Source organism: Streptomyces sp. NPDC052012, assembly GCF_040689265.1.
GTDB lineage: Bacteria > Actinomycetota > Actinomycetes > Streptomycetales > Streptomycetaceae > Streptomyces.
Genome location: NZ_JBFAXA010000026.1, coordinates 41,264 through 54,460, shown reverse-complemented (window position 1 = coordinate 54,460; position 13,197 = coordinate 41,264). Strand labels below are relative to the sequence as shown.

9 protein-coding genes are annotated in these 13,197 nt (G+C 70.7%); 7 read left to right on the top strand and 2 right to left on the bottom strand.

Annotation, left to right across the window (positions count from 1 at the left end; translation table 11 throughout):
- Positions 1-243 precede the first annotated feature (243 nt).
- From lanKC to AB0412_RS30185, 4 genes are all read left to right on the top strand, one after another.
- Positions 244-2,865 carry a class III lanthionine synthetase LanKC gene (gene lanKC / locus AB0412_RS30200; RefSeq protein ID WP_366405761.1) on the top strand — a complete coding sequence of 874 codons (2,622 nt, stop codon included), beginning with the start codon at positions 244-246 and terminating at the stop codon, positions 2,863-2,865.
- A gap of 33 nt (positions 2,866-2,898) precedes the next feature.
- Entirely contained in the window at positions 2,899-3,027 is a 129-nt protein-coding gene (locus tag AB0412_RS30195) for a SapB/AmfS family lanthipeptide (RefSeq protein ID WP_006130296.1), read from the top strand.
- A 149-nt stretch (positions 3,028-3,176) separates the two neighbouring features.
- Positions 3,177-4,964, top strand: coding sequence for an ABC transporter ATP-binding protein (locus tag AB0412_RS30190; protein WP_366405813.1), 1,788 nt, complete (start codon positions 3,177-3,179; stop codon positions 4,962-4,964).
- A 29-nt stretch (positions 4,965-4,993) separates the two neighbouring features.
- Complete coding sequence (locus AB0412_RS30185; RefSeq protein ID WP_366405812.1) at positions 4,994-6,796, top strand: ABC transporter ATP-binding protein; 1,803 nt, start codon at positions 4,994-4,996, stop codon at positions 6,794-6,796.
- A gap of 4 nt (positions 6,797-6,800) precedes the next feature.
- Here AB0412_RS30185 and AB0412_RS30180 read toward each other — a convergent pair whose 3' ends face one another.
- Complete coding sequence (locus AB0412_RS30180; protein WP_366405760.1) at positions 6,801-7,397, bottom strand: response regulator transcription factor; 597 nt, start codon at positions 7,395-7,397, stop codon at positions 6,801-6,803.
- 1,205 nt (positions 7,398-8,602) lie between these two features.
- Here AB0412_RS30180 and AB0412_RS30175 point away from each other — a divergent pair.
- The 3 genes from AB0412_RS30175 (at position 8,603) to AB0412_RS30165 (ending at position 12,430) form a co-directional block, all read left to right on the top strand.
- Positions 8,603-9,682, top strand: a complete 1,080-nt coding sequence (locus AB0412_RS30175; protein ID WP_366405759.1) for an amidohydrolase family protein — start codon at positions 8,603-8,605, stop codon at positions 9,680-9,682.
- Positions 9,683-10,007: 325 nt separating this feature from the next.
- Positions 10,008-12,023 (top strand): nitrate- and nitrite sensing domain-containing protein, encoded by a 2,016-nt coding sequence (locus AB0412_RS30170; RefSeq protein ID WP_366405758.1) that lies wholly within the window; start codon positions 10,008-10,010, stop codon positions 12,021-12,023.
- Positions 12,020-12,430, top strand: a complete 411-nt coding sequence (locus tag AB0412_RS30165; RefSeq protein WP_260824578.1) for a roadblock/LC7 domain-containing protein — start codon at positions 12,020-12,022, stop codon at positions 12,428-12,430. The genes AB0412_RS30170 and AB0412_RS30165 overlap by 4 nt, the downstream gene beginning before the upstream one ends.
- 82 nt (positions 12,431-12,512) lie before the next feature.
- On the opposite strand, the gene AB0412_RS30160 is transcribed toward AB0412_RS30165, so the two are convergent.
- Positions 12,513-13,043, bottom strand: coding sequence for an SRPBCC family protein (locus AB0412_RS30160; RefSeq protein WP_366405757.1), 531 nt, complete (start codon positions 13,041-13,043; stop codon positions 12,513-12,515).
- Between the last annotated feature and the right edge of the window lie 154 nt (positions 13,044-13,197).

Genomic DNA, 13,197 nt, shown 5'->3' with positions numbered 1-13,197 from the left:
CCGAACTCCTCGTCGGCGGCGTCATGCTGTGGTTCGCCCTGTGCTGGTACGGGCTGCCGGTCTGGCTGCGCCGACGGTCGGCGCGGCGCGGCGCGGACTGACGGCCCGACCGCTTCCGGAGTTCCGCTCGGGCAAGTTACCCGTGCGTTCCGCACGTCGGAGTGATGACAGCGGTGACTGTCCCCGCCGCCGCGTCGCGTGACAGCGTCTGTCCCGGCACCGATCCGGTCGGAGGGAGCAGGCGTGAACAAGGGCTACGCCGTGTACTGCGACGCAGACCCGTTCTTCTACGACGCGCCGCACCGCACCGCTCCCGGCACTCATGCGGCGGACTCCCGGTACGCGGCTGCCCTTCTGCCCGTGCCGACCGGATGGCAGCGCGGCGAGAGCGGTGACTGGCTCGCCCTGCGCCCGCTCGACGCCGCGCTGCCGCCACAGGGCTGGAAGATCCACGTCTCCGCCTGCCTGGACAACGCCGAGTCCGTCCTGGAGCGCGTTCGGGAGCACTGCCTCGAGCGCGGCGTCGCGTTCAAGTTCGTGCCGAGCCGCTATCTGCTGCACCAGCGCAACGCCAAGTACGCGGATCGGGCGGGCAGTGGCAAGTTCATCACCGTGTATCCGGCGGACGAGCGGCAATTCGAGCGCCTCGCCGGTGACTTGGCCGAGCTGCTGGCGGCTGAGCCCGGACCGCGCATACTGAGTGACCTCAGACTCGGCGACAGCCCGGTGCACGTGCGGTACGGAAGCTTCACCCGCCGCAACTGCTACGACGACAACGGAGAGTTGCGGCCGGCCGTCGCGAACCCCGAGGGCGTACTCGTCCCCGACCTTCGCGGCCCGGTGTTCCAGGTGCCCGACTGGGTGACCGTGCCGGAGTTCCTGCGGCCCCACGTCGACGCGCGGGCGACGGTCACGCTGGCCGACATCCCTTACACCGTCGAGTCGGCGCTCCACTTCTCCAACGGCGGTGGCGTCTACCGGGCGCGTGACACCCGCACGGGTGAGCTCGTGGTCCTCAAGGAGGCCCGCCCGCACGCCGGACTGGCGGCCGACGGCGCCGACGCGGTGACCCGCCTGCACCGCGAACGCCGGGCACTGGAGAGCCTGTCGGGTCTGTCCTGCACGCCCGAGGTGCGGGCCGGCTTCACCGTCGCAGACCACCACTTCCTCGCTCTGGAGTACCTCGACGGAAAACCGCTCAACACCTTCTTCGCCCGGCGTCATCCGCTGATCGAGGCCGACCCCGGCCGCCGGCGGCTGGCCGAGTACACCGAATGGGCGCTCGGCATCCACGCCCGGGTCGAACAGGCCGTCGCGGACGTGCACGCCCGTGGTGTCGTCTTCAACGACCTGCACCTTTTCAACATCATGGTGCGTGATAACGGACGGGTGGCCCTGCTGGACTTCGAAGCCGCACATCATGTCGACGAGCCGGGCCGGCAGACGGTCGCCCATCCCGGGTTCGTGGCACCGCCCGGCAGGCAGGGCACGGCCGTGGACCGTTACGCGCTGGCCTGCCTGCGGCTGGCCCTGTTCCTTCCACTGACCAGTCTCCTGGCGCTGGACCGGCGCAAGGCCGAGCATCTCGCCGATGTCGTGTCACGGCACTTTCCGGTTCCGCGTGCCTTCCTCGACGCGGCGGTCGACGAGATCACCGGCGCCACGGCTGCCCGGCCAACGGCGGCGCGACGGAGCGGGCAGCGCTTCGTCCCGGTGGAGCCCGGTGACTGGCCCACTAGCCGGGAGTCGATGACGGCAGCGATCCATGCGTCGGCCACCCCGACCCGTGAGGACCGCCTCTTTCCCGGCGACGTCGCCCAGTTCGCCACCGCGGGTGGCGGGCTCTCGTTCGGCTACGGAGCGGCCGGGGTGCTGTACGCCCTCGCCGAGAGCTGCGCCGAGCGCGCCGAGGGCGAGGAGCAGTGGCTGCTCGACCGGACGAAGGAACCGCCCTCGGGCATGCCTCTGGGGTTTCACGACGGGCTCGCGGGAACCGCGTGGACCCTGGACTACCTCGGCCACCGGGACCGGGCGCTCGATCTCACCGGGTTGCTACTCGACCACCCGCTGGAAGATCTCGCCGCGGATCTGCACAGCGGCACGGCCGGAGTGGGTCTGACGCTGGACTCGCTGGCCGCCTCCACCGGGGAGACCGCCTTGCGCACGGCGGCCCTGCGGTGCGCCGAACTGAGCGCCCGGAGCATACCGGACGATGCGCCGGACCTCCGGCCCGGTGGTCGCCGCCGAGCAGGTCTGCTGTACGGCGCTACGGGCAGCGCACTGCTGTTCCTTCGTCTGTACGAACGCACGGGCGACACCGCTCTGCTCGACCTCGCCCGCACCGCACTGCGCCGGGATCTCTCGTGCTGCGTGAGGGGCGCGGGCGGCGCCCTCCAGGTGGACGAGGGCTGGCGCACGATGCCGTACCTGGGAGCCGGCAGCGTGGGCATCGGCATGGTGCTCGACGACTACCTGGCGCACCGCGCCGACGAGCAGTTCGAGCAGGCGCGGACCGAGATCGTGCGCGCCGCGCAAGCCATGTTCTACGCCCAGCCGGGGCTCTATCGCGGTGTGGCCGGGATGGTGCTGTACCTCGGCCGGACGACGGCCACCGGGCCGGGCACCGGGCCACAGGCCGTCCGGCGCCAGATCGACGCACTGGCCTGGCACGCGATGTCCTACCGCGGTCGACTCGCCTTCCCCGGCGAACAGATGATGCGCCTGTCGATGGACCTCTCCACCGGGACAGCCGGGTGCCTGCTGGCCCTCGCGTCCGTACGCGGTGACCGTCCCGCCGGTCTGCCGTTCCTCGCCTCGCCGCGGCAGAGGCCGCGGCCCACGAGCCGGTCCCGCCAGGGACCGTGAACACAACACGTTGCCGAACGAAGGGAAGAGCACATGAACCTGTTCGATCTGCAGTCGATGGAGACCCCCAAGGAAGAGGCCATGGGCGACGTCGAGACGGGTAGCCGCGCCAGCCTGCTGCTCTGCGGCGACAGCAGCCTCAGCGTGACGACGTGTAACTGACCTCCGCGGCGGCCCGTCGCGGCAGACCGCGGCGGGCCGCGCGATCCGGCACCGGCGCCCCCGGGCTCACCACCCGGGGCGCCGGTGGACCGCGTCTCGTCGCCGCCGCGGGCGGCGACGGCCATGAGGAGGAACGGCTGGTGGGAATCATGCCGGCCCGGCGACGACCGAGGCGTTCGGGACCCGACTCGTACGACTCCGATCCGGGCCGTGGGCCCGAACTGCTCGTCCTGGTGTGCTCGGTGGCGGCCGCAGCGGTCGCGGTAGCCCAGCCCCTCGTCCTCGGCCGCACCCTGGACCTGCTCCTGCACGACGGCGCCGCCGGACCCTGGCTCGCGGCGAGCGCCGCGCTGCTCGTCGGCGAGGTTCTGCTGGACGGCCTGACCGCGCTGCTCACCGGCCGCTGTACCGCCGACTGGACGGCGGCGATCCGCCATCGCGCTCTCACCGGAATGCTGCACGCCGTCCCGGATCCGGTCAGTCGGCACTCACCCGGGGACATCGCGACACGGCTGACCGTGAACGCGTCCGACGCGGGCGGCACTCCGGCCGCCCGGGCCGCACTGACGGCCTCGCTCATCACCCCGGCCGGCGCGCTCGTCGCGCTGGCTGTCGTCGACGTGTGGGTCGCCGCATGCGTCCTGGCCGGGCTGCCGACCCTGGCACGGGTGCTGCGGACGTTCGCACGCGACACGGGAACGTCGGTACGGGCCTACCAGCGCGTGCAGTCGGACATCGTGGCACGCCTGCTCGAAACCACGGAAGGCGCGGAAACCATCGCCGCCGCCGGGACGGCCGCCCGCGAACGCGAGCGTGTACTGCGTCCTCTGACCGGCCTCGCCGAGCTGGGAAGGCGGATGTGGGTGCTGCACGGCAGGGCGCTGGCCACCGGAGGTGCTCTCGTCCCGCTGCTGACCGTGGGCGCCACGGCCGTCGGCGGACTGCGGCTCGGCGCAGGTGCCATGAGTGTCGGAGAGCTGGTGGCGGTGTGCCGGTACGCACAGCTGACCGCGGGCTTCGGCAGCGCGGCCACCCTGCTCGGCGCGCTCGTCCGGGGGCGTGCGGCGCGGGACCGCACCACAGCGCTGGAACAGCTGCCCGCCCTGGCCTACGGCACCCGGACGCTCCCTGCCCGCGGCCCGGGTGTCCTCGAACTCCGCGGAATCCGGGTCGTGCGGAACGGAACGGAGGTGTTGCGTGCGGACCACGTCGTCGTGCCGGGCGGCCTGACCGCCGCGGTGGTGGGCCGCAGCGGCGCCGGCAAGTCCGTCCTGGCCGCCGTGGCCGGCCGGCTGATCGATCCCGACGAGGGGGACGTCCTGCTCGACGGGACACCGCTCGATCAGCTGACCCGCCCGTGCCTGCGCGCAGAGGTCGGGTTCGCTTTCGCGCGCCCGGTCCTGGGTGAGGGCACCGTGGCGGAAGCCGTCGCTGCCGGACCACGCACCGTGTCACCGCACCGGATACGAGAGGCCCTGAGGGTCGCGGACGCCGACGCCTTCGTACGCCGCCTTCCCTGCACGTACGACACCCGGCTCGGCAATGCCCCCCTGTCCGGCGGCGAACACCAGCGCCTCGGCCTGGCACGCGCGTTCGCCCATGCGGGCCGGCTGCTCGTCATGGACGACGCGACCTCCAGCCTCGACACCGCCACGGAACACGCGGTGGACCAGGCACTGCGCCGCTCTCTCACCGCCGTCACCCGGCTGGTCGTGGCACACCGCCCGTCCGTCGCGGACCGAGCGGATCTGGTGATCTGGCTGGAGGACGGACGGGTACGGGCCGTGGGCACTCATCGGCGTCTCTGGGGGGAGGCCGCCTATCGGGCGGTGTTCGCCACCGCGGAGCACGCCGAGGGATCCTTCGCCACCACAGACGACGCTGACGGGCTCCGCTGTAAGCAGAGCGCCTCCGGGTGCCGAGAGGTCCGGCCGTGACCCCCGTCGACGGCAGCCGTGCCGCCGCGATGGACCACAGCGGGTCCGGGCCGATGCGTCGGCTCGCAGCGCCCGCTCGCCGCTTCCTCTCCGGACGCAGGGGCGTCCTCGCGCGGCTCGGGGCATGGTCGGTGGTGGAGTCCGCACAGACGTTCCTGGTCGGCTACGGAGTCGCCCGGGCCGTCGACCGTGGGTTCCTCGTCGGCGACACGCTCACCGGACTTGGCTGGCTCGTGGTCGCCGGCATCGCGGTGGTCCTCGCCGTGCCGGTGGTCAGAGGCGTGTTCGCTCAACTGGCCGGGCTGACGGAACCGCTGCGCGACCAGCTGGTGCGGCGGGCGGTCGACCAGTCGATGGCCCATGCCCTGGCCCGCCCCGGCGGCGAGGACCGCGCCGCCGTCTCACGGCTCACGAACCAGGTCGAGATCGTGAGGGACAGTTTCGCCGGTCTCGTCCTCACTCTGCGCTCGTTCGTGTTCACCGCCGCCGGGGCGCTGGTGGGACTGTTCTCACTGGACCCGGCCCTCCTCGTGGTGGTCGTGCCGCCGCTGGTCGGCGGCCTCGCACTCTTCCTTGTCACCCTGCGGCCCATGGCGGCCGCGCAGCGGCGGGCGCTCGCCGCCGACGAGGCACTGGGCGAGCACGCGGCGCGCACCCGCCGGGCGCTGCGCGACATCACCGCCTGCGGTACCGAGACGGAGGCGGCACGGCACGGAGCGCGGCTCATCGCCGAAGCCGCCGCCACATCGCGCGTCCTCGCCCGCTGGGCGGCGGTGCGCACGCTGGCCCTCGGCATCGCGGGGCAACTGCCGATGCTGCTCCTGGTGCTGACCGTGCCGTGGCTGAAGGGAAGAGGAGTCACCACAGGAGCCTTGCTGGGCGCGTTCACCTACCTCGCCCAGGCTCTGCTGCCCGCACTGCACACCCTCATGACCGCGATCGGCGCCGCGGGAACCCGACTGCTGGTGGTCCTGGACCGGTTCACCACGCCGGTGTCGCCTCCCCACGTCACCGCCGCCACGCCACAGACCTCCGCCACCGCACGCGCCTGCCTGCCGGAGCAGGCACCCACCCGCTCCCCGAGCCGGAGAGCCCCTCGGGCGTCATGCCCGATCCCCGCGGTGGAATTACGGGCGGTGACGGTGACCTACGGAGCACGGGCCGAGCCGGTCCTCGACGCGCTCGATCTTCGGATCGAGGAGGGGGAACACCTGGCCGTCGTCGGTCCCAGCGGCATCGGCAAGTCGACCCTCACCCGCGTCATCGCCGGGACACTCGCGCCGAGCAGCGGCGAGGTCGACGTGGCCGGCCGTACGATCGCCAGCCGAAGCACGGCCGAACTCTCCGCCCTGCGCGTCCTGCTGCCCCAGCAGGCGTACGTCTTCACCGGCTCGGTCCGCGACAACCTCACCTACCTGCGGCCGGAGGTGGCGCGTACCGGCATCGATGCAGCAGTGCGAGAACTCGGTGCCGACCGCCTCGTCGAGCGCCTGGGCGGGCTCGACGCGCCGGTACGGCCCGACGACCTCTCGCAGGGCGAGCGCCAGCTGCTGGTCCTGGCACGCGCACACCTGTCCACGGCTCCGCTGCTGCTCCTCGACGAGGCGACCTGTCATCTCGACGCGGCGCTGGAGGCGCGAGCCGAGGAGGCACTCGCACGACGATCGGGAGCACTCGTCGTCGTGGCTCATCGCATGTCGTCCGCGATGCGGGCCGACCGGATCCTGGTACTGGACGGTGTCGGTGCGGCGTGCGGTACCCATCAGGAGCTCCTCGCCCGTTCGCCGCTCTACCGCGACCTGGTGGGGCACTGGAGCGGAACCCGGGAGTGAGCTCTCACATCCAGCCGGCGCTCTGCACGATGCGGATGGCGTCCACGCGGTTGCGCGCCCCGACCTTCCGTATCGCGTTGGCCATGTAGTTGCGGACGGTCCCCCGGGACAGGTGCAGGGAGACGGCGATCTCCGCGATGGGGGCACCCTGCGCCGCCAGGGAGACCACACTCAGCTCACGAGTCGTCAAGGGCATCTGGGACGCTTCCAGCAGCGCCACGGTCAGTCTCTCGTCGAGGAACCGCCGGCCCTCGGCGACGGTGTGCACAGCGGCGATCAGCCGCTGCGCGGAGGCGTCTTTGTCGACGAAACCCAGCGCTCCCGCGTCGAACGCCCTGCGCAACAGACCATGCCGCTCCGCAGTCCCGAGAACGACGAGCCGGGCTCCGACCCGGTCCCAGAACGACACTCCTCCGACGTCTCCAGGTCCCTCCAGACAGTCTCCGTCCACCACGCACACGTCCGGGCGTAAGGCCTTCTCATCGAGGTCGTCATCGCGGGAGGACATGGACGAGACCTCGAATCCGTCAACGGACTGCAGGAGTTGTACCAGTGCGGCCCGCAGCAGCGTCGCATCGTGCACCACGAGAACACGGACCATGCGCAACCAACCCCCTAGGTTCCCCAGATGCCTTACGGTCTCCGGGCTCGTCCCCCACTTCCCCACCTGTCTGCCCCGGACCCCCGCCGAGAAGCAGGACCATCGATGAAAGGCGGGGCTGAACGACAGCAACACGCCGTTCTCGGCGATGTTCGCAGGCGAGGCATGAGGGCCGACGAGTCCGGAACCTGTCCTTGCCAGGTTGTCCGCATGGTGATGGAGCCTGGTGATGCCACGGCAACGGCGGAGACGGCACGGCAGAGTCACTCCCCGCCCGGCGTCACCGACCGAAAACCCACGAAGCGAATGTGGCCCGAACGTTGCGGTCACCCTTGAGCTTCCCCGTGCACGACCCTCACCGAGCGAGTGTGCCCGCCCCGCCGGGGCAACAGCAGCGCTGCCGCGTCCCCGCTGCGCGCGGGTACCGAGCCTCGTCGCACCAGACGGCTGGGGGGCGGTGCCGTCCGTCCATGCCCGCAGAGCTGCCTAGTCCACGCAGACGATCCCGCACTGGTCGGCGTACTCCGTCGCCGGCGAGGTGAAGTCGCTTCCGGTGCGCGCTGACGAAGGTCAACCTCTTCGGCGCGGCGCTGACGGACGCCGACCTGCGAGGGGTTGACCTTCGTCGGGCGGTGACCTCCACTGCGGCTCAGGCGACATCTGGTCCTGGTCGGCCCTGCGGCCGCCCCGAACACGTCACCGCAGACAAGGGCTGCAGCGCCCGCGGCTTCCACGACTACCGCGACGACGGGGGATCGGTCACCCCGTCCCCGAGAAAGCCGATCAGCGGCGGCACCGGCACAATGCGCGACTGCCGTGGCGGGCCCGCGCGGCTCGACGAGGAGAGCCACCGCCCGGCGCAACGTGGGCGAGCGTTGCTTCAACCGGCTCAAGGCAGTCTGGTATCGCCACCCGGTACGAGGAGGCCGCCGTGTCTTACGAAGCTCTGGCGACTGGGGCGAGGTCGACTCGCAGGTGTCCGACGACGGCGTGCTGCGACGGCTGCCATTGGATCGTGCCGGTCAGGTGGCATCCGACTGCTCCATGCGGCGGAATTCGTCCCCCGATGGCGCCGCCCGGCGAGGCCGCGCTCCTGTGACCGGTGCACCGTGGTGAGCCAGAGGACGGTGCTGCGGAAGGAAGTTCGAATGTCACGCTCGGGTCGGCCCTTGAGCCGGCGTGGTCTGCTCATAGCCGGTGGGGCCATGGCGTCCGCAGCCGGCACCACTCAGACGTCCCGCGCCCTTGCCGGGGGAGGCGGCAGTTCGAGTGGCACCGAGGGTGGTGACGACGCCTGGCGGGCGAAGATCGATATGCACCACCACTTCACGGCGCCGCAATGGGTGGACTGGGCGGAGCGCGAAGGAGTGGTGCGTCGGGGAGAGCTGCTGTGGTGGGCGCGCTGGGATGTGAACGCCACGCTGGCGCTCATGGACCGGGCGGGGATCGCGACCGCCGTTCTCAACCCCACCATGCAGGACCGGTATCGCTCCGCGGCGCAGGCCAGGGAGGGGCTGTCCGTCGTCTTCGAAGCACTGACCGACTTGATGCACGAACATCCGGGCCGTTTCGCCTTCCTCTGCCCGGCCCTGCTGGACCACCCCGACGTCACCACGTGGGCGTTGCGACGAGCCTTCGACGAACTCGGTGCCGTCGGTGTCAGTGTGAAGGCGAGCTACAACGGTGTGTACCTGGGCGATCCCTCGTACGACCGCTTCCTCGCCGAAGTCGACGAACGCTCCGGGGTGCTCGTCACCCACCCACTCGATCTTCCGGGGAAACCGCCGGGGGTGCCCACCGTTTCCGGCATCCCGAACTTCATGTGTGACTTCCTGCTGGACACCACGCGTGCCGCTGTGAACATGATCCGCACAAGAACACTCGAACGGTACCCTCGCCTGTCCGTCGTCCTGCCGCACGCCGGCGGATTCCTTCCTCAGATCGCCACCCGCCTCGAGGCCTTCGGCGACTTCTGCACCCCGCCACTCGACGCAGCCCGGGTGCGGGAGGCCCTCCGCGGCTTCTACTACGACACGGCAGGCCCGCTGGCTCCGGCATGCACTCTGGTGGAGACGGCCGGTGCCGACCGGATCCTGTTCGGCACGGACTGGCCGGCCGCCTCCGCCGGGATCATCACCGACTACACGGTGCCGGCCGTCGAGGCGGACCACGCGTTCACCGAGCACCAGCGTCGCGGCATCTACCGAGACAACGCACGGCGACTCATGCCCGCGTTGCAGCGGGCCGACCACACCGGTCCCCGGGGCGACCGGCAAAGTGCGTAGCACCAACCGGGGGAGGAACGAGGATCCCCACCAGTAGCTGCGGATCGTCGTACAGGCCAGACCGACCTCATGTGTGCACAGCCGGACCTCCTCGCCAATGGTGAGCAGGTTTCCCTCCCCGGACGGATTCGCGACCTCCGTACCAGTGCAAGCTGCGGGACAGCGAGGCCACCGTTCCGCCGACGCTGCTCTCCTGCGCTGGGCCGATCCGCGGGTCACAGTCTCCTGCCTTGCGGTGTGAGAGCGGTGCAACGGAATGTCCTACACGGTCTAACAGGCGGGAAACCGGCCGCCGCGGCGCTCGGACTAGTTTCGTGACATGAGGGTGTGGAAGCCGGTACGGAGCTGGCGCAGTATCAGGGGTCGCGTGGGGGTGGTCATCACGGTCCCGGTCTGCCTGCTGCTGGCGGTGACAGGTCTCGCCGTGCACGGCCGCGCCGAGGTTCTCGGCGATGCACGGGCGACCCGTGCCGAAGTCGACCTCAGCCTGCGCATTCAGGCTCTGGTGCACCAGCTGCAACGCGAACGCGGCATGACCAACGGCTTATTGGGCGGTGAGGACGAGTTCCGCACACCGCTCGACGCCACCCGCAAGCGCGTCGACACGGTGCTGCTCGCCATGCGTCGCGAAGGCGCGGTCGAGGGCGTCGTCCAGCGGTACATGCGGCGCCTGCCCGACATCCGAGCCGCCGCCGACAAGCGCGCAGCCGACCAGGCCGGGACCCTCACCTTCTACACCAGCGCCATCGACGCCCTGAACGCCGTCGATCCGGTGGCGGAGACCGCGACCGGTGCCGACCGTCAACTGCGCGACGGCCTGGCCGCATTACGGGAACTGGCAGCCGCCACGGAGTCTGTCGCTCTCGAACGCGGGCTCCTCAACGGTGTGTTCGCCCGAGGCGCCTTCCGCGGCCGGGCGTACATCGCTCTCACCGAGGTGCGCGCCACACGCATCGCCGCCCTCGCCCGCTTTCGGCAGGTCGCTACCGCACCTCAGCGTGCGGCCCTGGAAAAGGCCTTCACAACCGAGGACGCCGAACGCGCAACCGCCTACGAGAAACAGGCGGAAGGCGCCGCCGACGGCTCTCCGCTGAGCGCCGACGCGGGCACGTGGTGGGACGCGATGACCGTGCTCGTCGACGATCTGTACGCCGTCCAGCAGTCGGTCGGTGACGATGTACGGCACCGGGCCGACCGGCTCAGCCGCGATGCGGAGCTGGCCCTCGCCGCCTTTCTCGTCGGAGGCGCGCTCATCGCCGCCCTTGTCGTGGGCCTCGCCGTCTTTGCCTCCCGGTCCCTCACGCGCCCACTCCGTAAGCTCGCCGTGACGGCCCAGGACGTGGCGCGGCGCCGGCTGCCCGAAGCCGTCGCCCGTATTCAGCAGTCCCCGCATGACCGTGCCGAACTCCTCGCAAGGGCGGACGCACCGGATGATCCCCATGCACGGCTGCTGGGTGGCGTGGCCGAGATCGCCGAGGTCGCGGCGTCGCTGCGCCGGGTGGAAGACACCGCCCTCCGGCTGGCCTCCGAGCAGGCCGGCCTACGTCGCAACACCACCGAATCGCTTGCCAACCTCGGCCGTCGCAACCAGAACCTAGTACGTCGCCAGCTCGGTCTCATCACCCGCCTGGAACGGCAGGAACTCGATCCCGACGCCCTCGCCGAGCTCTTCGAGCTCGACCACCTCGCAACCCGTATGCGGCGCAACGCCGAAAGCCTGCTGGTCCTGGCCGGACAGAATCCGCCGCGGCCCACGGCAGCACCCGTCGACGGCCTCGAGGTCGTCCAGTCCGCCGTCGCCGAGGTGGAGCAGTACCGGCGAGTCCTGATCGCGACCGTGGAGCCTGTGCGGGTGCGCGGGCACGCCGTCGCCGATGTCGCCCATCTTCTCGCCGAGCTGATCGAGAATGGGCTGAACTTCTCGCCGCCGACGGAACCCGTCGAGGTCCACGGCTGGTACGACCGCGAGGACGACACGTACTGCTTGGCTGTGGTCGACCACGGCGTCGGCATGTCGGAAGCCGACAAGGAACGTGCGCAAGGCCTCTTCTCCGACTCCGGCGAGGAGGCCCTGCTCGCCGCGCCCACCCGCTTCCTCGGCCACCTCGTCGTCGGTCGGCTCGCAGACCGCCTCGGGGAAGGCACCCGCATCGACCTCTTCGACACTCCTGGCGGCGGCCTGTCCGCACTCCTGTCTCTCCCCGGGCGCCTTCTCGCATCCGCCGAAGACCCCGCCACACCACCCCCGCACGCCAGACCCGCAGTCTCCTCCCTGCTCAACGGGTTCCGGGCGGGTGTCGCCCGCGCCGAAGCCAGAAACCCCCAAGGAGCGTCATCGTGACCACTGCCGTGCAGAGTTTCGGCTGGCTCGTCTCAGAGTTCGTACGCACCACCGACGGCGTCACCGACGCCGTCGCCGTCTCCACCGACGGCCTGCTCATGGCCGCTTCGGACAGCCTGGGCCGAGATCGCGCCGATCACCTCGCCGCCGTGGTCTCCGGCATCACCAGCCTGGCCCAGAACGCGGCGACGGCACACGGCTTCCACGGCATGAAGCTGGTCATGATCGAAATGCTCGGGGGTTTCCTCATGGTCGGCCGCATCCGCGACGGCAGCTGCCTCGGCGTCCTCGCGGCCGAGGGGTGCGACGTCGGCCTCGTAGGCTATGAGATGGCGGTCCTCGCCGACCGGGTCGGCGAGCTGCTCACCCCGCAGCTCATACGCGAACTGCACGCCGTGCCCAGGTGAGCCTCGTCACCGCCCACTCCAGGGCGTGGCAAGGCCCTCCGGCGGCGTCGAGCGAGGGCTGTGACACCCTCGCGTGGAGTCCTCAGCCGCTCTCCTCGGCCAGCGTCTTGATGCCGTGAAGGGTGGCCTCCATTCCCGCGCGCAGTTCCTTCATCCGGAAGGCAAGGATCTCCTCCTCCCGGTCCGGCCAGCGATCGAGCCGCAGCGTGACCCCGCTGCGGCCTGGTCCGATGAGGACCGACTGCCGCAGCCGGGTGCCCTCACCCTCGGCCCTGAGTTCGTATTTCCAGGACGCCATGGATTGCGCCGGATCCAGCGTCGGCTCTCCGTACCGGCCGTCCGCATCCGTGACTGCCCAGGCGAACACCCGTTGTTCGTCCAACTCGACCACGTGGGAGACAGTTCGCCAGTCGCCGAGCTGATGGTGATGGTTGTAGCCCTCGAACCGCGCGCCTACGAGGGGTCTGTCCGCGCCATCGAGCCAAGCCACGCGCTGTAGCTCCGGGCTGAGCCGGGCAGGCAGACGAATGTCGGTCACCAACTCCCAGACCTGCGGCACGTCTGCCTCGATACGGACATCGCAGTGCACGCTCGGACCGTCGGCAAATCGCATGTCAACCCCTCGATGTCAGACCTCCTGATTATCCATGTGGAACCGTAGAGCGTTCGGTGTATCTGACGATCAGGGGAGACGCATCGATGACCAGTCGGGAAGAGAGCACCGGCCGCTCGGGGGAGCCGGGTGAGGTAACGACCTGGTCCGTCAC